This window comes from Pseudomonas sp. MPB23 (assembly GCF_046605395.1).
GTDB lineage: Bacteria > Pseudomonadota > Gammaproteobacteria > Pseudomonadales > Pseudomonadaceae > Aquipseudomonas.
This window is the reverse complement of sequence record NZ_CP176771.1, coordinates 5,874,363-5,893,816: the sequence shown is the minus strand read 5'-3', so window position 1 is coordinate 5,893,816 and position 19,454 is coordinate 5,874,363. Positions and strand designations below refer to the sequence as shown.

At 58.4% G+C, this 19,454-nt stretch carries 20 protein-coding genes; 11 read left to right on the top strand and 9 right to left on the bottom strand.

Annotation, left to right across the window (positions count from 1 at the left end):
* Positions 1-74: 74 nt before the first annotated feature.
* The 7 genes from ACLH0J_RS26770 (at position 75) to ACLH0J_RS26740 (ending at position 6,673) form a co-directional block, all read left to right on the top strand.
* On the top strand, positions 75-749 hold the full coding sequence (locus tag ACLH0J_RS26770) for an NAD(P)H-binding protein (RefSeq protein WP_411389784.1): 675 nt from the start codon (positions 75-77) through the stop codon (positions 747-749).
* On the top strand, positions 749-1,678 hold the full coding sequence (locus ACLH0J_RS26765; RefSeq protein WP_411389783.1) for a LysR substrate-binding domain-containing protein: 930 nt from the start codon (positions 749-751) through the stop codon (positions 1,676-1,678). Before ACLH0J_RS26770 ends, ACLH0J_RS26765 begins: the two co-directional genes overlap by 1 nt.
* Positions 1,679-1,746: 68 nt before the next feature.
* Positions 1,747-2,940 (top strand): CaiB/BaiF CoA transferase family protein, encoded by a 1,194-nt coding sequence (locus tag ACLH0J_RS26760; protein WP_411389782.1) that lies wholly within the window; start codon positions 1,747-1,749, stop codon positions 2,938-2,940.
* Positions 2,937-3,878 (top strand): hydroxymethylglutaryl-CoA lyase, encoded by a 942-nt coding sequence (locus ACLH0J_RS26755; protein WP_411389781.1) that lies wholly within the window; start codon positions 2,937-2,939, stop codon positions 3,876-3,878. The genes ACLH0J_RS26760 and ACLH0J_RS26755 overlap by 4 nt, the downstream gene beginning before the upstream one ends.
* A 59-nt stretch (positions 3,879-3,937) precedes the next feature.
* Entirely contained in the window at positions 3,938-5,269 is a 1,332-nt protein-coding gene (locus ACLH0J_RS26750; protein ID WP_411389780.1) for an MFS transporter, read from the top strand.
* 136 nt (positions 5,270-5,405) lie between these two features.
* The gene (locus tag ACLH0J_RS26745) at positions 5,406-6,047 is read left to right on the top strand and encodes a LysE family translocator (protein WP_411389779.1); all 642 of its coding nucleotides are present in this window, start codon (positions 5,406-5,408) and stop codon (positions 6,045-6,047) included.
* A gap of 119 nt (positions 6,048-6,166) precedes the next feature.
* Positions 6,167-6,673 (top strand): DUF4142 domain-containing protein, encoded by a 507-nt coding sequence (locus ACLH0J_RS26740; protein WP_411389778.1) that lies wholly within the window; start codon positions 6,167-6,169, stop codon positions 6,671-6,673.
* 88 nt (positions 6,674-6,761) lie between these two features.
* On the opposite strand, the gene ACLH0J_RS26735 is transcribed toward ACLH0J_RS26740, so the two are convergent.
* The 5 genes from ACLH0J_RS26735 to csiR form a co-directional block, all read right to left on the bottom strand.
* The gene (locus ACLH0J_RS26735) at positions 6,762-7,250 is read right to left on the bottom strand and encodes a methylated-DNA--[protein]-cysteine S-methyltransferase (protein ID WP_411389777.1); all 489 of its coding nucleotides are present in this window, start codon (positions 7,248-7,250) and stop codon (positions 6,762-6,764) included.
* A 92-nt stretch (positions 7,251-7,342) separates the two neighbouring features.
* Positions 7,343-7,588, bottom strand: a complete 246-nt coding sequence (locus ACLH0J_RS26730) for a hypothetical protein (RefSeq protein ID WP_411389776.1) — start codon at positions 7,586-7,588, stop codon at positions 7,343-7,345.
* Positions 7,589-7,819: 231 nt separating this feature from the next.
* Positions 7,820-8,125 carry a DUF6482 family protein gene (locus ACLH0J_RS26725; RefSeq protein WP_411389775.1) on the bottom strand — a complete coding sequence of 102 codons (306 nt, stop codon included), beginning with the start codon at positions 8,123-8,125 and terminating at the stop codon, positions 7,820-7,822.
* Between the two features lie 8 nt (positions 8,126-8,133).
* Complete coding sequence (locus tag ACLH0J_RS26720) at positions 8,134-8,658, bottom strand: DUF3833 domain-containing protein (RefSeq protein ID WP_411389774.1); 525 nt, start codon at positions 8,656-8,658, stop codon at positions 8,134-8,136.
* 203 nt (positions 8,659-8,861) lie between these two features.
* On the bottom strand, positions 8,862-9,551 hold the full coding sequence (csiR, locus tag ACLH0J_RS26715) for a DNA-binding transcriptional regulator CsiR (RefSeq protein WP_411389773.1): 690 nt from the start codon (positions 9,549-9,551) through the stop codon (positions 8,862-8,864).
* Positions 9,552-9,740: 189 nt separating this feature from the next.
* On the opposite strand from csiR, the gene glaH reads away from it, so the two are divergent.
* From glaH to ACLH0J_RS26695, 4 genes are all read left to right on the top strand, one after another.
* Positions 9,741-10,727, top strand: coding sequence for a glutarate dioxygenase GlaH (gene glaH / locus ACLH0J_RS26710; RefSeq protein ID WP_411389772.1), 987 nt, complete (start codon positions 9,741-9,743; stop codon positions 10,725-10,727).
* A 65-nt stretch (positions 10,728-10,792) separates the two neighbouring features.
* Positions 10,793-12,043 (top strand): L-2-hydroxyglutarate oxidase, encoded by a 1,251-nt coding sequence (gene lhgO, locus ACLH0J_RS26705; protein WP_411389771.1) that lies wholly within the window; start codon positions 10,793-10,795, stop codon positions 12,041-12,043.
* Between the two features lie 608 nt (positions 12,044-12,651).
* Positions 12,652-14,166 carry an APC family permease gene (locus ACLH0J_RS26700; protein WP_411392898.1) on the top strand — a complete coding sequence of 505 codons (1,515 nt, stop codon included), beginning with the start codon at positions 12,652-12,654 and terminating at the stop codon, positions 14,164-14,166.
* Positions 14,167-14,317: 151 nt separating this feature from the next.
* Positions 14,318-15,319 carry a PAS domain-containing methyl-accepting chemotaxis protein gene (locus tag ACLH0J_RS26695; protein WP_411389770.1) on the top strand — a complete coding sequence of 334 codons (1,002 nt, stop codon included), beginning with the start codon at positions 14,318-14,320 and terminating at the stop codon, positions 15,317-15,319.
* Between the two features lie 60 nt (positions 15,320-15,379).
* Here the strand turns inward: ACLH0J_RS26695 and ACLH0J_RS26690 are convergent, their stop codons facing one another.
* From ACLH0J_RS26690 to ACLH0J_RS26675, 4 genes are all read right to left on the bottom strand, one after another.
* On the bottom strand, positions 15,380-16,138 hold the full coding sequence (locus ACLH0J_RS26690) for a cache domain-containing protein (protein WP_411389769.1): 759 nt from the start codon (positions 16,136-16,138) through the stop codon (positions 15,380-15,382).
* Between the two features lie 118 nt (positions 16,139-16,256).
* Positions 16,257-17,003 carry a FadR/GntR family transcriptional regulator gene (locus ACLH0J_RS26685; RefSeq protein WP_411389768.1) on the bottom strand — a complete coding sequence of 249 codons (747 nt, stop codon included), beginning with the start codon at positions 17,001-17,003 and terminating at the stop codon, positions 16,257-16,259.
* Between the two features lie 224 nt (positions 17,004-17,227).
* Positions 17,228-17,947 carry a substrate-binding periplasmic protein gene (locus ACLH0J_RS26680; RefSeq protein ID WP_411389767.1) on the bottom strand — a complete coding sequence of 240 codons (720 nt, stop codon included), beginning with the start codon at positions 17,945-17,947 and terminating at the stop codon, positions 17,228-17,230.
* Positions 17,944-19,317: a glutamine synthetase family protein gene (locus ACLH0J_RS26675; RefSeq protein WP_411389766.1), complete on the bottom strand. Its 1,374-nt coding sequence runs from the start codon at positions 19,315-19,317 to the stop codon at positions 17,944-17,946. The genes ACLH0J_RS26680 and ACLH0J_RS26675 overlap by 4 nt, the downstream gene beginning before the upstream one ends.
* Between the last annotated feature and the right edge of the window lie 137 nt (positions 19,318-19,454).

Genomic DNA, 19,454 nt, shown 5'->3' with positions numbered 1-19,454 from the left:
TGCCGTAAGCCGCAAGCTGTTAAGCTGCCTGCAACTTGAGCTTGACGCTTGCGGCTTGCCGCTGAGGTTCCCCTATGAGAGTTCTGTTATTCGGTGCCACCGGCATGGTCGGCCAGGGCGTACTGCGCGAGTGCCTGCTGGCCGCCGACGTACAGGAAATCGTCGTGGTTGGCCGCACGCCGTTGGCCCTGGAGCACGACAAGCTGCATCAGGTGCTGCACAGCGACATGCTGGATTTCCAACCCCTGGAAAACCTGCTGCAAGGTTTTGATGCATGCTTCTTCTGCCTCGGCGTTTCCTCGGCAGGCATGACTGAAACCCGCTACACCCACCTCACCTACGACCTCACCCTGGTCGCTGCCAGCACCCTGGCGCGGCTTAATCCGCAGATGACTTTTATCTATGTGTCCGGCGCCGGTACCGACAGTTCCGAGGCGGGCAAGTCGATGTGGGCGCGGGTCAAGGGCAAGACCGAGAATGCCTTGCTGCGCCTGCCGTTCAAGGCGGTCTATCTGTTTCGGCCGGGGCTGATCCAGCCGTTGCATGGCGTGCGCTCCAAGACGCGGTTGTACCAGGCCTTTTATTCCGCGTGTGGGCCGGCGCTTTCGCTGCTGCGTCGGCTCAAGCCGGGCTGGGTGGTGAGCACCGAAACCGTCGGCCGGGCGATGTTGGCGGCGGTGCGCCATGGCGCGCCGCAACCGGTGGTGGAACAGGCCGAGATCAATCGTCTGGCGTCCGAGCGTCCCTGATGCTGCACAAGAGTCTGGTACGTCGCCTGGACTTGATCACACTGCAGCTATTCGTTGCGGTGTTTGAAGAAGGCACCCTGACCCGCGCTGCCGCCCGCGAAGCCATCGCGGTATCGGCGGCCAGCAAGCGCTTGATGGAGCTGGAGCAGGTGTTGGGCGTGAGCCTGTTCGTGCGCCGCGCCAAAGGCATGGACCTCACCGCCGCCGGCGAAACCCTGCTGCACCATGCGCGGCAGATGCTCTTCAACGTGGAAAAAATGGGCCTGGAACTGGGTGAACATAGCCACGGTGTGCGCGGCTATGTGCGGATGCTGGCCAATCTCTCGGCAATCATTCAGTTCTTGCCGGAAGACCTGCGGGATTTTTCCGAGTCGCATCCCGAAGTGAAGACCGACCTGGAAGAACGCCCCAGCAAAGGCGTGGTGCAAGGCGTGCTGGATGGCGTGGCCGACCTGGGGATCTGTTCCAGCGACACCGACACCAAAGGCCTGCCCAGCGTGACCTATCGCCACGACAAACTGGTGGTGCTGATGCCGGCGGATCATCCGTTGGCGGCACGCGCGAGCCTGGCCTTCAGCGAAACCCTGGACAGCGATTACGTCGGCCTGCACGCCGCCAGTTCGATCAACATGCGCACCCACGCCGCGGCGCGAGAGGCCGGCAGGATGCTGCGCCTGCGCATCCATGTGCCGGGTTTTGATGCGATGTGCCGGATGGTCCAGGCGAATATGGGCATCGGTATCCTGCCGCAAAAAGCCTATGAGCTGTTTGGCCGGGCGCTGGGGTTGCACGCCGTGCCGCTCACGGATGCATGGTCGGATCGCAGTCTGATCCTGGTGGTGCGTGACGAAGCACAGCTGTCGCCGGTCAGTCGGTTGCTGTTCGATTATCTGAGCGTTCGCGTTTCGCGAACGCTCCTTGCCAACTGACGGTTGGATTTCTCCCGCGTCTGTCCTCTAGCCTTGGTCGCCTATTCCAAAAATAAGAGGTACAGCCCATGACGGCTCCCCTGAGCGGTATCAAGGTGATCGAGATCGGTACCCTGATTGCCGCGCCGTTCGCCGCGCGGATGATGGCCGAGTTCGGCGCCGAGGTGATCAAGATCGAGGCCATGGGGCAGGGCGATCCGCTTCGTAAATGGCGAAAGCTGCACGAAGGCACGTCGCTGTGGTGGTACCTGCAATCGCGTAACAAAAAGTCCCTGGCCCTGGACCTCAAGTCTGCCGAAGGCCTGGACCTGATCAAGCAACTGCTCGGCGACGCCGACGTGCTGATCGAAAACCTGCGCCCCGGCGGCCTGGAAAAACTCGGCCTGGGCTGGGACGTGCTGCATGCCCTCAACCCCAAGCTGACCCTGGTGCGCATCTCCGGCTACGGCCAGACCGGCCCTTACCGCGACCGTCCGGGTTTCGGCGCCATCGGCGAGGCCATGGGCGGCATCCGCTACACCACTGGCAACCCCGACTCACCGCCGGCGCGGGTCGGCGTGAGCCTGGGCGATTCCCTGGCGTCGCTGCATGGCGTGATCGGCGCGCTGATGTCGCTGCTGCGGGTCAAGACCGGCCAGGGCGACGGGCAGATTGTCGATGTGTCCCTGGCTGAAAGCGTATTCAACCTGATGGAAAGCCTGGTGCCCGAGTACGACATGCTCGGCCATGTGCGCGAGCGCAGCGGTGGCGCTTTGCCTGGCATCGCGCCGTCCAATACCTACCTGACCGCCGACGGCGCCTACGTGGTGATCGCCGGCAACAGTGACCCGATCTACAAGCGCCTGATGACCACCATCGGCCGCGTCGACCTGGCCGAAGCGCCGGAATTTGCCCACAACGATGGGCGTGCCAGACAAAGCGGCCTGCTGGATGCGGCGATCACCCACTGGACCAGCAGCCTGCCCATCGACCAGGTGCTCACGGCCCTGGAAGCCGCCGAAGTGCCGGCCGGGCGCATCTATTCCGTGGCCGATATCGTCAGCGATCCGCACTACCAGGCCCGCGACATGTTGCTCACTGCCGAACTGCCCGGCGGTGTGTCGGTGAAGATGCCCGGAATCGTGCCCAAGCTCTCGGATACCCCCGGCGCCGTGAACTGGCAGGGCCCGACGTTGGGTCAGCATACCGACGATATCCTCGGCAGCCTGGGCCTGACGGTTGCCGATATTCAACGCCTGAAAGCTTCGGGAGTGGTGCAATGATTCAGGATTATTCCGACCCGTTGATCGTGCAGGAAGTGTCCCCGCGCGATGGTCTGCAAATCGAACCGACCTGGGTCGAAACGGCCGACAAGATCGCGCTGATCGACCAGTTGTCCCTGGCCGGTTTTTCGCGCATCGAAGCCGGCTCGTTCGTCTCGCCCAAGGCCATCCCGGCGTTGCGCGATGGCGAGCAAGTGTTCCAGGGCATCGCGCGCGCGCCGGGTGTGATCTATGTGGCGCTGATCCCCAACCTCAAGGGCGCGCAGCGCGCCGTGGCGTCTGCGGCGGATGAGTTGAACCTGGTGATGTCCGCCAGCCAGACCCACAACCTGGCGAATATGCGTATGCGCTGCGAGGCGTCGTTGGCGGCCTTCGGCGATATCGTCAGCTTCGCCGCCGGGCATCCGGTGCGGCTGAACGGCAGCATCGCCACCACCTTCGGTTGCCCGTTCGAAGGGCGGATCGACGAAGACCGCGTGCTGCAGATCGTCGACGCGTACCTGGAGCTCGGCATCCAGGGCATCAGCCTGGCCGACACCACCGGCATGGCCAACCCGCGCCAGGTGGAGCACCTGGTCAAGCGCGTGTTGCAGCGTGTGCCTGCGCGCGACTTGACCCTGCATTTCCACAACACCCGCGGCCTGGGGTTGTGCAATGTGCTGGCTGCCTACGACGCCGGTGCCCGGCGCTTTGACGCCGCCCTCGGTGGCTTGGGCGGCTGCCCGTTTGCGCCGGGGGCGTCGGGCAATATCTGCACCGAAGACCTGGTCAACTTGTGTGAAGAAGTGGGGATTCACACCGGCATCGATCTGCCGCACCTGCTGCACATGTCCCGTGGTTTACCAGCGTTGCTTGGCCATGAGTTGCCGGGCCAGGTGGCCAAGGCCGGACGCAACGCCGATCTGCATTCGCCACCGGCTTACATCGCCACGTTGTAACGCCGCACCAGACAACAAAAACAATCGGACGCCTATGAGCAGTCCGCTGGAGAGAAATCATGAACGCTAATACGTTAGAGGCCGGCGCGCGCCCGGCTGCTGAAATCGACGCCGAAAAAGCCCTGGTCAGCAAGGTCGCCTGGCGCCTGATGCCGCTGATCATGGTGTGTTACCTGTTCGCGTTTTTTGACCGTATCAACATCAGCTTTGCCAAGTTCCAGTTGCAAACGGACCTGAGCTTGAGCGACACCGCCTATGGACTTGGCGCCGGGTTGTTCGTGGTCGGGTATGTGATCTTCGAAGTGCCGAGCAACATGATGCTGTACAAGGTCGGCGCCCGGCGCTGGATCGCGCGGATCATGATGTCCTGGGGCCTGGCCACGGCGGCCATGGTGTTTGTCACGGCCGAATGGCAGTTCTATGGGCTGCGCTTCATCATCGGCGCGATGGAAGCGGGCTTTGCCCCCGGCGTGCTGTATTACCTGACGCTGTGGTTCCCGCAGCATTTCCGTGGGCGCATCACCTCGATGCTGTTCCTGGCGTCGGCCTTTGCCGGTTTGGTAGGCGCACCGTTCTCCGGCCTGGTGCTGGAACACCTCGACGGCGTGCTGCAGATGCGCGGCTGGCATTGGTTGTTCCTGCTCGGCGGCTTGCCGTGCATCGGCCTGGGGTTCCTGGTGCTGATCCTGCTCAAGGACCGTATCGAGGACGCGCATTGGCTGACATCGGCGCAGAAGGCGTTGCTGTCCAGCCGTATTGCCAAGCACGAGCCGAACAGTCATGGCGGCTCGCTGTTGTCGGCGATCCGCATTCCAGGCTTTTTGATGCTCGGGTTCATCTACTTTCTGATCCAAGTGGCGTCCTATGGCCTCAACTTCTGGGCACCGCAACTGATCCGCAGCGCGGGTACCCAGAGCCCGGTGATGATCGGTCTGCTCACGGCGATTCCCTATGTGTGCGGTGCCATCAGCATGATCGTGATCGGGCGTCTGTCGGATGCCACCGGTGAGCGCCGCAAGTTTGTCTGCGGCCTGGTGGTGCTCGGCGCGGTGGGCTTTTTCAGCGCCGGGATCTTTGCCGACCACACCACCTTCCTGATCATCGCCCTGGGCATGTTGGGCGCGGGCATCATCGCCTCGATCCCGACCTTCTGGACCCTGCCGCCCAAACTGCTGGCCGGCGCCGGTGCCGGCGCGGCGGGTGGGATCGCGGTGATCAACACCCTGGGGCAGTTCGGTGGCATTGTCAGCCCGGTGATGGTGGGGCGGATCAAGGACCTCACCGGCAGCACCACCCCGGCGCTGTATGTGATCGGCGTGTGTGCGCTGTTGGCGGCGGCGTTGCTGATGTGGGGCCTGCCGCAGAAGTTGCGCACCCTCGACAAAGGCTGAACGGCTCGGTAACGCCAATGCGCAGCCCGACTTCGGTGGCAAGCCCGCTTGCCACCGTTTTGGTGTGTCACATTGCAGTTCTCGGCAGAACAGGCAGAATCCCTCCATCGTTCAACCCTCTGTCAGAGTCGCGCCCATGACCCCATCCTTGCTGCTTGCCGTCCTCGCTTCGGGTTTTATCTACGGCATTACGCCAGGTCCTGGGGTACTGGCGGTGTTCGGCATAGGCGCCGCGCGTGGCCGTCGCGCCGGGGCGGGGTTTCTGTGCGGGCACTTGCTCGGCGATGTGGTGTGGTGCAGCACGGCGCTGATCGCGATTGTGGGCGCGCGCGAAGTCGGCAGCACGGCATTCGATGTGTTGGGCGTGCTCAGCGGCCTGTACCTGTTCTGGCTCGGTTGGCGCGCGATCCGCACCCAGCGTCGCAGCAGTGATGCCCCTCAGGGCGCGGCGCGGCATCCGTTCTGGCACGGCATTGTGTTCGGCCTGACCAACCCCAAGGCGTACCCGGTTGCCGTGGCGACGTTCACTGCGTTGCTGTCCAGCCGCGCCGAATTGCTGACCTGGTCGATGCTGCCGTGGTTGATCGTCCTCAGCTTCGTCGGCGGGCTGCTGGCCTATGCGATCCTGATTGGCGTGGTGGGCGCCCAGCGCGTGCGCACGGTGTATCAGCGCCATGAAATCCTGATCACCAGACTCTGTGGCGTGATGTTTATCGGCTTCGCCATCAATGCGCTGGCCCATGCATTGCCGGGCTTGCTCGGCAGCAAACCGGCGTGACATGACGAGGACCGTTCGTCGCACTGAGAAGTTTTTTCTAAACCTTTGCCGCCCTGAAAATTCCAATTCAGGGTGAGGTGTACTCCCTCGCACCTATTTTTGCCCTGGAGGAACCCATCATGAGCCGCATGGCTATCCGGTTACGCGCCGCCAGTTTCGCGATGCTGCTGGGCCTCGGCGCCAGCAATGCTTTCGCCCAGTCGCCTGCTGAATTCATCGAGCAGGCTTCGGCCAAAGGCATGGCCGATATCGAAACCAGTCGCATGGCCCACGCCAAGACCTCGTCCCAGGAAATCAAGGATTACACCATCGAGGTGATCAACGAGCGCACCCTGGCCAATCAGCACCTGGCGGCGATCGCCAAGAAGCTCGACCTGCCCGTGGCCCCACGGGAGAAGATCGTCGACAAGGCCGAAACCCTGATGCCTGAACTCAAGGACGGCGACTCCTTCGACGCCGCCTACACCGCGCAACAGGTCAAGGAAAACGAAGACGCCATTGCCCTGTTCAAGCAGGAAGGCGCGGCGTCCGATGTGCCGGAAATAAAAGCCCTGGTGGATGAGACGCTGCCCAGGTTGCAAGAGCGTCTGCAAAAGGCCCGCGCCCTGGCGTCCACCTACGGGTAGGGTCATCAAGGCGACGGTTGAGCCCTTCACCGACGAAAAACGGCGGTTGGATCAAATCCAACCGCCGTTTTTTCATGCCGGGTGCACGTCAGCCTCGGTCGGTGCCTTCCAGCGCGAGCAGATACTGCTTGGCCGCAAGCCCGCCGGCGAACCCGGTCAGCCCGCCTGACGCGCCTATCACACGATGGCACGGGGCAATGATTGAGATTGGATTGCGTCCATTGGCCGCGCCCACGGCGCGTACGGCTTTCGGGTTGCCGATCTGCTGGGCGATCTGGCTGTAGCTGCGGGTTTCGCCAAATGGAATGGTCAGCAGGGCCTGCCAGACCTGCTGCTGAAACGCAGTGCCGGTGAAGTCCAATTCCAGCTCGAACCGGTTGCGGCTGCCGGCGAAATATTCCCGTAGCTGGCGCTGGGTTTCCAACAGCACCGGATTGGCGTTGGCCTCGTGCAATGGCCCCAGGCGGACACGGTTGGCGCGCTCTGTTTCCCACAGAATGGCGCTGAGTTTCCCGCCGCGCGCCACCAGGGTGAGTTCGCCGACGGGGGAGGGCATGAGTGTGTATTCATAGCGCATAAGGGGGCTCCTGAACGGGTGGGGGATGGCTCAATCTAGATCAACCCATTGCACCGGAAACTTCGTTTCTTGCGGTCGATTTTTCCGCCGCTCTAGAAGTTCCAGTAAACCCTTGAAAGGTAATAGAGCGCCATCAGCCACGAGGCACTCCCCAGCCCAACCAGTGAGACGACATTGAGCAAGGTGCAGATCAACGCCAGTACCGTTACTCGGCGGCTGGCGTGCCGCCTGGCGAACCCTACGCCATAGGCTGACGCGACGATCGCCCCCAGGGCGAGGGCCGGGCCCAGTGGAAACGGCAGTCGCACCAGCGAGACCAGCAAGGGGACGATCAGCACCCAGCCGACCACCTGCGTGCCCCTTGGGTATTAATCGGTCGGCATTCGGTATTGGTTTCAGGCCCGTCGGCATTCTATAAAGACCGCTCAACCTAAAACGAGCGGTTTCATCAAGCAACACGAATTGTCCTCCCGTCGTCGCGCCCTGTAACGTTGGGGGCGCGTACCGATGCTGGTGGGTGGCACTGCGCTTGGCGTGGTCGGGCTAGGTCGTAGGGTTTGCGCTTCGACCTAGAACGACGCGTTCAGCGAAAACGGAATCCGCAACGCGCCAATGGGTCCTTCACGCGTGCCGCACATTTCGTCATGAACGCAGTGCTGCACCAGCACACAGGGAAACGGTGGAACCTGCTGCAACAGGTCGCGCAAATGCGTGGTGGAGCCGATGCGCATCGGCTTGGCGTGATCGTCGAGCAACGTCATTTCGAGGTGTTCCAGTCGGACGCGAGCGATGTAGAAACCGCCTTCCAGCGACAGCAGTTCCAACTCACGTATTTCGCCTTTCTCGGCGAGGTCGATCAGCATGTGCATATTCATGATTCACCTCATTGGCGACGAAAGAACAACGTGACCTGACCCCACTCGACGCCGAACTTGGACATGCTCGAACGGTTGATCAAGGTGTCTTCGTCCATCAAGTACATCCAATCGTCAAAGCTGACTTCGTACACCTCGCCATCCACCGGCAGATTGAGGCGGTAGCGCCAACGCAGCGCGTTGCCGGCCACTTCGCCGATCGCCTCACCGACCACGTCGCCGGCGCGCCCACGCCAGCGTCCAGGGCCGTCCGGGGTCAGCGTCCACACGCGTTGCTGGCGCGTGCCATCGCTGTAGAGGAAGCGCTCATCGAGAATCAACGCGTTGCCCTCGCGCCGGCTGGCGATATCCACCTCAAAGCGCTTGGCCACTTCCCCCGAACGCTTCTGGAAAATGCCCCAGGCTTTCACGGGTTTGCTGAAGAAGCGCTCCAGGTCCAGCGTTGGTTGCTGGTCGGCGTAGTGGTCGACCTCCACATTGCTGCAACTGGTCAAGCTCAAGACCAGCAACAGTGAAACCAGTAGACGTGTCATGGCCTGGCTCTTTGAAAGTGCGAGGCGAAGCGCCACCGCTCGAGCCATGATACTTGTACATAAATATTTATTTGTACAGGTTTTGCCGCGCTTTATTTTCTGGAGGGGAAGTGTTTCAGAAGCTCGATTCCAAATGCCGCTCACAAAAAACCGGCCATCACGGACCGGTTTCTTTGGGTATTCCCGTCAACATTTTGTGGGGGCTATGCCGGCACCGAGTTGCTGATGATGTCTGAAATGATTGGAACGGGCGTCATCAGATGCTCCCTCATCAGGGCGCTCGCTTTTACCGCATCACGAGCCAGGATTGCGTCAACGAGGGTTGCGTGCTCGGCCCGTTTTTGACGAAGCGCCTCTTCGGAGAAGACCGTGCTTTTCAGCCAGAGGTGGCGATACCTCTCCGCTTGGTCCAACAGTTGCGACCTTAGCTGCAGCAGGTGCTTGGACCCGCATCCGGCGGCTATCGCACTGTGAAACGCCTTATGTCGGGCATCCCATATCTCAAGCATCTGCTCTTGCGTTCTGAGTTCCATCACTTTCGATAGCGTGTGGGTTCGCGCAAGAATCGAGGCTTCCCAGGAGTCATCCCCTCGTTCGATCGCAAGCGTGAGGATCATGGCCTCCAGGTTGGCGCGCGCGTCGTAGATGTCGCGCATTTCCTCCATGGACATGGGCGCAACTCGATAGCCTTTTTGGTTTATCGCAATCACCAAGTGCTCGGCGACGAGCTGTGACAGAGCCTCCCTCAGCGGGCCGACCCCAAGCCCGTATCGGTCTTTCAGGGCGCTCATCAATAGCTTCTGCCCAGCCGGGAATACGCCACGAATGATGTCCTTCTTGAGCCTTCCGTAACCCTCGAAAGTAGATTTCAGTGTTGGCTCAAGCTCTTCCATAGCGACCACTCATCGTCAAATTCTCCTAATGATACCCATTTTTAAGAATAGGGCCGAATGGCTACGGAAACATTTTCTATCTATATATTTTAAAAATGTAGACATTTTTTATTTGTGGCGATATTTTTCGCCCGTCGATTCGCCCGATGCTCCGCAAAGCGCTCACCCTCACTACGCCAGGACATAGCAATGAACGCCTTCTCTCAGATAAACGCTCCGGTCATGCAACAGCCCACCGAGTACGTGGGCTTCTCTCTCAAGCCTTCCGCTCAGTCCAAGCGCTTCTTGGCGCTCACCTTTCCTAAGGCCACCGTCGACGCGTTTTTCGCCGCCGTCGCCGAATGGCCCGTTCAGGCCCTTGAGTACAAGTCGTTTTTGCGGTTTCAGTTCGGCAAAATCCTCAACGAAATTTGTGGTGAGACGCTGCGTCCGGTGTTGATCAATACGCTGCTGGACCGTGAAACCGGTGGCCTGTTGGTGACGCCTGAAGGGCTGAACGATGTCTCCCAGGCAGAAGACATGGTTAAATTTTCTACCGCCGTCGCGCACCTGCTTGGGCGTTCCAATTTCGATGCAATGAGCGGACAGTTTTACGCGCGCTTTGTCGTGGAAAACACCGATAAGTCCGACAGTTACCTGCGTGCTCCCCATCGTGTGATGGAGCTGCATAACGACGGAACGTTCGTGAATCAGATCACTGACTACGTGCTGATGATGAAAATCGACGAACAGAATATGCAAGGTGGCAACTCGCTTCTGCTGCACCTCGATGATTGGGCTGATTTGAATAAGTTCTACCGGCACCCCTTGGCTCGCCGCTCTCTGCGCTGGACCGCGCCACCCAGCAAAAACGTCAAAGAGGATGTATTCCATGCCATCTTTGATACCGATGGTGAGGGGCGCCCGACCATGCGCTACATCGACCAATTTGTTCAGCCCGAAAACTACGAAGAAGGTACCTGGCTTTATGAACTCGGTGAGTCGTTGGAAACCAGTCAGGCGAAGCTGTCTATTCCCGTTCCAGTCGGTTCGTTCGTGCTGATCAACAACTTGTTCTGGCTTCACGGACGCGACCGCTTCACCGCGCATCCAGGCCTTCGTCGCGAGCTGATGCGTCAACGTGGCTACTTCAGCTATCCGAAGGTGGGTCACCACCACGGCCAGACATCCAACTGATCAATGGGCGGGCCACAGGCGACTGCGGCCCGCTCCCTGTCCGCCATCCTTGTGAGGTGATAGCTATGTTCGACTTTGTAATCATTGGTGGCGGCATTGTGGGAATGTCTACAGCCATGCAAATGGCCGCTGAATACCCGGATGCAAAGATTCTATTGTTGGAAAAAGAGTCGAGCCCTGCTCAACATCAAACCGGTCACAACAGTGGTGTGATCCATGCGGGTGTCTATTACACGCCGGGCAGTCTGAAAGCCAAGTTCTGCCTGGAAGGAAATCGGGCAACCAAGGACTTCTGTGATCAACACGCAATTCGTTATGACGCCTGCGGCAAAATGCTGGTGGCCACGAACAATGTGGAAATGGAGCGGATGAAGGCCCTCTGGGAGCGCACCGAGGCGAATGGCCTTGAGCGTGAATGGCTCTCGGCCGCTGAGCTTCGTGAAAGAGAACCGAATATTGTCGGGCTGGGAGGTATCTTTGTCCCTTCCAGTGGCATTGTGAATTACGCTGAAGTCACTCGGAGTATGGCGGCAGAGTTCACAAAGTCGGGTGGCGTCATTCACTACAATTCGCAAGTGACCGCGCTCGACGAGCGTGCGGACGAGGTCGTAGTCACGACGTCGACGGGGGTTTACCAAGCCCGTTTTCTGATTTCGTGCTCAGGCCTGATGGCCGATCGGATCGTCAGGATGCTGGGGCTCGAGCCGCAATTCCAGATTTGTCCGTTCAGGGGCGAATACTACCTGCTGCCCAAGCAGCACAATCAGATCGTAAACCACTTGATTTACCCTATCCCCGATCCGTCCATGCCATTTTTGGGCGTGCATCTGACTCGCATGATTGACGGCACGGTCACCGTTGGACCAAACGCTGTTTTGGCGCTCAAGCGTGAGGGTTACAAGAAAACCGATTTCTCCCTGGCTGATATGTTTGAAATGTTCACCTCGCTTGGGGTCTTGAAGGTACTGAAGGCCAATTTGAAACCCGGTCTGATTGAGATGAGGAACTCTCTGTTCAAGGGCGGCTATCTCCAGCAAGTGCAGAAATACTGTCCGTCAATCAACAAGGAAGACCTCACGCCTTATCCCGCGGGTGTTCGCGCCCAGGCGGTTTCGAACAGCGGCAAGCTTATTGACGACTTCCTGTTTGTTAATACCAATAGAAGCGTGAACGTGTGCAATGCACCTTCACCCGCGGCAACGTCGGCCATTCCTATTGGTGCGTACATCGTCAGCAAGGTAAAGGAGCAAATAGGCCAGCGCGCATTTTTTGCCGCGCCCAAGGTCGATCCGAATGACGTTCGGGCATCGGCATAACAAGAAGTCGCTAGTGATAGCGGCTTTTTTAAGCGAAGAAATCATCGCTGATCATCTTCAGTCTGGATAACTCAAGTCGATCATGGCCTTGGATGAGTTCAGGGGGATCAATGAGCCAGGCTGAAACAGGCGAACACCTGAACGAGCAATGCTGAGAACAGTATCCATGTGCCTGGGTCATGAGCTTCCTCCCTGGAAGAAGGCTCTTTTGTTTCTGAAACCTGCATGACTCCAATCTCGAACGCACCGATTATTTCTCGCATGAGAAGCCTCCTGAACGGAGAGGGCCGGCTGCATGCCTAGCTCTCTGCGAACATTAAGATTCTAATCCATATGTATTGTCAACGATATTGACCGCTTTTTTCAGCGGTTTCGGGCATGTCTGAGCGTAACTTTTGGTGTTTTTTGAGCGTTTGTTCGGTTTTTTGTCAGTGTTTGCTGGGTTTTATGCCGGTTGGTGGGGTGCAAAACATTTTCCTTTGACTTCAAATGTATTTGAAGGTATTTCTAGACCTGCGATGAGCGTTCGCGTTTCCAAGAGCAAAAAAATGCTAGATGGCCCTCCTTTCTACGTCGCTGCCGAGAACACAAAAATACGAGGTTGCACCATGACGAATCATCCCGTGAGTTCCCCGGTTGACGTCGACGCCCAGCGTCTTGCGTCCCTGGGATACAAATCAGAATTCAAACGCGATATGAGCCTTTGGGCGAACTTTGCCTTGGGTTTTACTTACCTTTCGCCGGTTGTCGGCATTTACACCTTGTTCGCATCCTCTCTCATGCTGGGCGGCCCACCGATGATTTGGGCACTGCTCATCGCGGGTGTTGGCCAGCTTCTGGTGGCGCTCGTGTTTGGTGAGATCGTCTCCCAATTCCCGCTCGCAGGCGGTGTCTACCCATGGGCCCGGCGTCTTTGGGGGCGCAAGTGGGCGTGGATGACCGGTTGGGTTTACGTGATGGCGATGTTCTCGACTATCGCAGGGGTTGCCTATGGCGCCGCTCCATACACGGCTTCAGTTGTAGGATTCGAGCCGACAACAGGTGCGAACGTAATCTGTGCTCTGGTGATTTTGGCCATTGCGACCGTCATCAACATGATGGGTACCAAGGTCTTGGCGCAGGCAGCGCTGATCGGGTTTTTCGCCGAAATAATGGGGGCTTTGGTTGTCGGCGTGTACCTGCTGATGTTTGAGCGTCACCACGATATGAGCATCTTCTTCAATACGTTCGGTTCGGAGAGTACGGGCTCCTATACCGCAGCATTCTTGGCCGCAAGTCTTATCGGTGTCTTCCAATACTACGGTTTCGAGGCGTGTGGCGATGTTGCCGAGGAAGTTCCAGAGCCGGGTCTGCGTATTCCTAAGTCGATGCGTCGCACGATTTACATTGGTGGGGTAGCCGCAACCTTCGTCTGCTTTGCGTTGATTATGTCCGTGGTCGATATCGGCGCGGTTATCAACGGCACGCTTGCTGATCCAGTGTCCGCCATTCTGGCAAATGCGTTTGGTCCGGTGGGCTCCACTGCCGTGCTGTGTGTCGTGCTGATCTCGTTCCTTTCTTGCGTGATGAGCTTGCAAGCTGCGGCGAGCCGACTGATCTATGCGTACGCTCGCGACAAGATGATTTTTGCCAGCGGCCTGCTTTCCCAGTTCTCTCATGATCGTCATGTGCCACCGTATGCGCTGCTGCTGTCGGCGCTGTTGCCGGGTGTGATTGTTATTGGTTCGATGATTTCAGCTGATGCGCTTTTGAAGATTATTTCTTTCTCGGCAGTCGGCATCTACATCGCGTTCCAGATGGTCGTTCTTGCGGCGTTGCGGGCTCGCTTGAAAGGCTGGAAGCCCAGCGGTGAGTACCAGCTTGGATCGCTTGGCTTGATCACCAACATTGGGGCGCTGGTCTATGGCGTTGCCGCGATGGTGAACATCAGTTGGCCACGCACCCCTGGTGCACCTTGGTATGACAACTGGATTGTTGTGCTGTCTTCTTTCGCTGTCATTGCGGTCGGCTTTCTCTATATGTGGATTGCCCGCCCTCATCTGCGCAGTGCGGCCATCTACGCTGATGCCATTCCCTCAAGGGATGCCGTTGTCATCGGCGGGGCTCGCGGAACCACCGCATAGTTTCTGACGTAATAAAAAGCGCCCTTCAAGAAGGGCGTTTTTTCATTTCTGAAGGCATTTCAATGATGGGCTGTATTCAGTGCAGATCCCGACTTGAACACCGGAGTCTGCAGAGCGCGATGGCTGAGTCGCGCAGTAGAGGAGCAACGTGATGTGGTTCAAAGGTTCATTGAGTGCGGAATTTGATGAGTTGGATCGCGCCCTGCGCGCATTGTTGGAACAAGAGCCTCTCGCCCCGGAGCGTTTGCGGTTATTGAGCAAGACTCATGCGCCGACTTATTCAAATGTGCTGGCTTTGGCACAGCGGATAAAAGCGCTGGAGGGGCAGGTTGAGAGCCTGACGCAGGCACAGGAAACCTGGGCACAAGACGCAATCGTCAGCACGGATAAAATCAGCACCCTGGCAAACGAGGTGGCTTATCTGGAGCGCTGTTCAACCGAGACGCGCCAGGCCTTCGACTCGATCAATACACAACTGACGGCCCTGAGTGCAGAGGCGCAAGTGTGGGAGCTTACCAAGCAGACCCTTACCGAAGGCTGTTGGGATCTCAGGATTGTCGATGGAGACTTGGAGCATCCTTCCAATGAGCTTCGATGGTCCCGTCAGTTCAAAGAGTTGGTTGGATATTCGGATGCGGAGTTTCTTGATGGCTGGGAAACGTATAACCAAATCGTTGATCCTCACGACCTGCCCAGGATACTGAAGATTATCGACGCATATGTACGAGCGCCGCACAGTGCTGAACATTACGTCGTTGAGTATCAAATGAGGCATAAGCAGCGGGGCATGGTTTGGTACCGAGAGCGGGGTCGGGCCCTGACAGGGCCCGACGGCAAGGTATGCAGGCTGATAGGTGCCGTTCGAGACATCTCTTCCGAGCGACATGCCATCGAGTTGCGTCAGCGGGAGCAGGCGGCCATGCAGGCAACCTACGCGCAGATCTCCACGGCGCTTGGCGTGATAAAGGCCATCGCCGATCAAACGACCATGCTTGCACTCAATGCCGCCATTGAAGCCGCGAGGGCCGGGGATTTTGGGCGTGGGTTTTCGGTTGTGGCCGATGAAGTGAAAAAGCTCGCGTCAAGAACGCAAGAGGCCACTCAGCAGATCCACTCAATGCTTTCGAATGTCTCGGTGAGTGAGGCTGGATGAGCTGGTAGCGTGAGCCGCGCGTAGAGAGGCTTAAGCCTCTCTACGCTGACGGCTGTCGGCTTACGCCGCGCCCCGCTGTTTACGCTTGCAGGGTCGCTGGACAAGAGACCAATGTGCAGCGGCTTCGCCGAGTTCAATGACGCGACAGCCTGTTTCCTGGCGATTCATTGCCTGGTGAGCCATATCGCCGACCGTCCAATTGGCGGTGTTGGCGGCGATGATACGGCCCTCCTCGGATACGATCAGGGCTTCGTTTTCCATCTTGATCAGGCTTGAAAGCAGGATTCGTTCAAAGCGATGCAGGGCGATGTCCGCGCCGGCGATCCCGACGAAACGACCCTCGACGTGGATCGGGAGCGAGAACGTCATGATGTACATGTCGGCCCCATAAAGATCGACGTAAGGGCCCACGACAACGTTGTTCCCTGTGTTTTTGGGGCGGGCGAACCACGGCATGCCCTGGTAGTTGTAGAAGCTTTCGCTGCGTCGATTGAAGTTGAGTGTCATGGGCACAGCCTTGCCCGCAGAGCCCATTCGCCACCACTCAAGGTACATCTCGCAGTCGTCTAGCTCTCCCGGCTCCAGCACGACGCCTGTTCCATGAATGCAGGATTTCGAACCTTGGAGTTGAGCGTCAATTTTCGGTTTCAGCACCGCCAGGTCTTTGGACGAGGGCTTCTTGCCCAGTGAAGCCTCACGTCGCCAAATGTCCACGACTTCGTTTGCCAAGATCGTCAACTGATCGAAAACGTTACCGATCGAAGCATTGATACTGTCCGCGCAGACGTCTGCATCGGTGCGAAAAAGTGGTACTGGCATGGTGTATGGCCCCTGTTGCATTCTCGTCACGCAGTTTGAGCTTGATGCCGTGAGTAGCTTCCACTCACTGCGCATCAAAAAGTCGCTTGCGGGAGAAAGAGCAAGGCGCATGCCACTTTCAGGCGACTTCGGATAAGAGATCTAATCTCAGATCTATAAGCCTTTTGATGCCGCGCGTGACATGGGCTTCTGCCAACGCGCCAGCCAGATTGGGATCATTCGCCATGATCGCCTCTGCAATGGCTCGATGTTCTGATTGGACTGCTTCGGGTGTGATGGCGCCTTCCCCGGGAATCCACATCAGCTCACCGATTTCCGCCTGGAGGCTCATTTCTGCGTGGGTCAGCCTGACGGACTGCGCGGCCACGGCAATCTCGATGTGGAAGCGCGCATCCGCCCGGCGACGTTCTGTTCGGGTGGCCGCTTCGCCTAGCGCATCAATGTAGTGCTGGAGTTTGGCGTGATGCTCCGAGGAGGAGCGTTTTGCCGCGAGTCGAGCGGCTGCCCCTGAAATGGCAACGTGTTCGTCGCACAGATCCCGCAGTTCCAGGGCGCTCATGTCCGCAAGGCGAGCACGCAAATGGACTTCTGGAAGTTCTACCGCCGGACACACGAAGCTGCCGCCATTGCGGCCTCTCCTGGTCTCGATGACACGGCGCTCTCGCAAGTAAGCCAACGCTTCGCGCAGGGTGACGGTCGCGACCCCGAATTGCATCGCCAGCTCGTTTTCGCTTGGCAATTGTTCGCCTTCTGCGATGAGCCCCAGGTCAATCACTTCAATCAGCCTGCGGACCACTTCCTCGGTCCGGCCTTCCTGTCGCAACCTCATGAACGAGGCGGTTCTTGCACTGGCGTTGTTGTTCATAATTCATCGGTAGTCAATTTCGCTCGAACGAGCTTAGTCGACTCGCCAATCCTCCCAAATGATTGTGTTTCATCGCCGCAATTTACCAGACTCAGTCAGCACTTCGGGCTAAAACCTCTCAAATAAAATTTTAAAAAAAAGGCCGCTCCCTCGACAGGTGCGGCCAACGGCTCGGGTGGTAAGGCCGAGCAGACATGTTGAGAGACAGGGGGGAATGCTGTTTCTCAACGGATCTGGAAGGGGTAGCTCAGCGAAGGCATCCATTTACGCCAAAGCTGCTCCAATTGACCGTTCGATTTGATAATCGCGAGGGCTTCATTGACTTGTGCGAGCCAGACGTCATTTCCCTTTTTGACCGCAATGCCCCATTTGTTTTGAGTGGGCACGCTGAAACCGATTTCGAGATCGGCTTCTTCAGCCAGGGGAACCAAGGCAACGTCGTCATCGACGAAGGCATCGATTTTTCCGTCGCGCAGCGCCGTCACCATGTCACCCAGAACATCGTCACTGTCGCCACCGAAAGGCACGCAAATACACCCGGTGAACGTTTCTGCCAGGGCCATGTTCAGGCTTTGTGCGATCGCACCGACTTTCTTGCCGACGAGGTCGGACGCCGCTCGCAGATTGGCACCACGTCGAATCATCACTGCTTCATCGAATACCGCGTATGGCTCGGTGAAATCGGCCAGGGTTTTGCGATGATCAGAAATACCCTGACCGCACAAAATGACGTCGCCTTTGCCGGCCTGCAGCGCGGGATAAAAATCTGCCCAGTTTTGATAAGCGAACTGAAACGGGAGGCCAAGCGTGCGCGCCAGAAGCCTGCCCAGGTCGGACTCGTAGCCATGGCGGAACCCGGTGTCATCCCTCCAGAACAGCGGTGGAGCGGGGAGGTCGGCACAAATAACGCGGAATTCGGCTGTTGGATGAGCGTTGTCGATCATGGCAGGTAGTCCAGGTACATTTTGCGTTCCCAGTCGGTCACTACGCCGCAAGAACGCGCCCACTCGTCTGCCTTCAATTCACGGTAGAGCTGGGTCAGCTCGACAGGGAATGCGCTGCGAACAACCTCGTCACGGTCGAACGCTGCAAGCGCATCGCCGAGGGTCAGGGGGATGCCCACCGACGCGCCACCGTCGACATAGCTGTCTTTGCTCTCGGGCTGGCCGGGGCTCGTTTTATTGCGGATGCCATCCAGCATGCCGGCGAGAAGCAGAGTGTGGGAAAGGTACGGGTTCACACTGGCATCGGGGAGTTTGTACTCCAGGCGACCGTTGGCCGACAGGCGAACGGTGCAGGTTTTGTTGTCCATGCCCCAGTTGATTCGAGTCGGCGCAAACTGGCCGGTGTCCCAGAAGCGTTTGTAGGAGTTTACGGTCGACGCCATGATCATCATGGAGCCCGGCGCGTGAGCGAGCATGCCGCCCAGGGCGTGCAGGCCTACATCGGTCAGGTGCAGTTCACGGCGACCAGGCTCGGCCAGAACGTTGCGGTCATCTTTCCACAAGCTGACGTTGTGATGGCAACCGTTCCCCATGCTGCCGGTGCTCGGCTTTGGCATGAAGCTGGCCTTGACACCGAACTCGCTCGCCACCTGGCGGCAGATCAAGCGATAAGTCATCAGGCGATCGGCAGTGAGCTCGCAAGAGTCGAACATCCAGTTCAGTTCGAGCTGACCCGGATCTTCGTAATCGCCTTCGATCATGTCCAGGCCCATGGCGATCGCATATTCCATGACGCGTTTGTAGATCGGGCGCATGAGTTCAAGGTTGCCCATGTGATAGGCCGGGCTTGCTCCCGGGCGGACTTGTACTTCCAGTTTGTCGCCGAACCAGGTCATTTCCGGCTCGCAGCCCGATTTCATCCGCAGGCCAGTTTCTTTGATGAAGGCTTCATGTGAACGGATCAAATGCCCGCGAGCATCGGTACCCAGTGGCGCGCCACCGTTTTCGAGACGGTGATCCGGCTCGTACATGCGGCAGAAGAACGACCCAATGGACTTGTCCCAGGCAAGCACGTTGAAGCTTTCAACGTCGGGGATTGCGGTGAATTCGGCTGCTTGCGCGCCGCCGCCCAGCAGTTCGCCAGACCGGGAGGTTTGCAGATCGGACACGGCGGTGCGGTGGAACTGCACGCCTTTCTCGAGATTGCGCAGCAAATGCTTCGCCGGCACGACCTTGGCGATGACGCGACCGGAGAGGGTGACAACTTGATAGTAGAGGTATTCGACGCCGGCATCTTTGATGCGTTTAGCCAGTTCCTGAGAGGCTTGGGAGCTGGTGTTGAATTCTCTGTGCAGGTCTAACGCAGTCATTCGAGTTCTCCTGGCGCTGCATGGACAAGGCATGGCAGCAGCCCATTTTTTGTATTCCTGCTCTGACGGCTGGCTCATGGCACCTGGCAGGGACGCTTTTAATTTAAGATATTGTTTTATATCTTTCAAGCACTAAA

Coding starts and splice junctions, on each gene's coding strand:
- ACLH0J_RS26770 (WP_411389784.1), top strand. CDS start 75: ATGAGAGTTCTGTTATTCGGTGCCACCGGCATGGTCGGCCAGGGCGTA.
- ACLH0J_RS26765 (WP_411389783.1), top strand. CDS start 749: ATGCTGCACAAGAGTCTGGTACGTCGCCTGGACTTGATCACACTGCAG.
- ACLH0J_RS26760 (WP_411389782.1), top strand. CDS start 1,747: ATGACGGCTCCCCTGAGCGGTATCAAGGTGATCGAGATCGGTACCCTG.
- ACLH0J_RS26755 (WP_411389781.1), top strand. CDS start 2,937: ATGATTCAGGATTATTCCGACCCGTTGATCGTGCAGGAAGTGTCCCCG.
- ACLH0J_RS26750 (WP_411389780.1), top strand. CDS start 3,938: ATGAACGCTAATACGTTAGAGGCCGGCGCGCGCCCGGCTGCTGAAATC.
- ACLH0J_RS26745 (WP_411389779.1), top strand. CDS start 5,406: ATGACCCCATCCTTGCTGCTTGCCGTCCTCGCTTCGGGTTTTATCTAC.
- ACLH0J_RS26740 (WP_411389778.1), top strand. CDS start 6,167: ATGAGCCGCATGGCTATCCGGTTACGCGCCGCCAGTTTCGCGATGCTG.
- ACLH0J_RS26735 (WP_411389777.1), bottom strand. CDS start 7,250: ATGCGCTATGAATACACACTCATGCCCTCCCCCGTCGGCGAACTCACC.
- ACLH0J_RS26725 (WP_411389775.1), bottom strand. CDS start 8,125: ATGAATATGCACATGCTGATCGACCTCGCCGAGAAAGGCGAAATACGT.
- ACLH0J_RS26720 (WP_411389774.1), bottom strand. CDS start 8,658: ATGACACGTCTACTGGTTTCACTGTTGCTGGTCTTGAGCTTGACCAGT.
- csiR (WP_411389773.1), bottom strand. CDS start 9,551: ATGGAAGAGCTTGAGCCAACACTGAAATCTACTTTCGAGGGTTACGGA.
- glaH (WP_411389772.1), top strand. CDS start 9,741: ATGAACGCCTTCTCTCAGATAAACGCTCCGGTCATGCAACAGCCCACC.
- lhgO (WP_411389771.1), top strand. CDS start 10,793: ATGTTCGACTTTGTAATCATTGGTGGCGGCATTGTGGGAATGTCTACA.
- ACLH0J_RS26700 (WP_411392898.1), top strand. CDS start 12,652: ATGACGAATCATCCCGTGAGTTCCCCGGTTGACGTCGACGCCCAGCGT.
- ACLH0J_RS26695 (WP_411389770.1), top strand. CDS start 14,318: ATGTGGTTCAAAGGTTCATTGAGTGCGGAATTTGATGAGTTGGATCGC.
- ACLH0J_RS26690 (WP_411389769.1), bottom strand. CDS start 16,138: ATGCCAGTACCACTTTTTCGCACCGATGCAGACGTCTGCGCGGACAGT.
- ACLH0J_RS26685 (WP_411389768.1), bottom strand. CDS start 17,003: ATGAACAACAACGCCAGTGCAAGAACCGCCTCGTTCATGAGGTTGCGA.
- ACLH0J_RS26680 (WP_411389767.1), bottom strand. CDS start 17,947: ATGATCGACAACGCTCATCCAACAGCCGAATTCCGCGTTATTTGTGCC.
- ACLH0J_RS26675 (WP_411389766.1), bottom strand. CDS start 19,317: ATGACTGCGTTAGACCTGCACAGAGAATTCAACACCAGCTCCCAAGCC.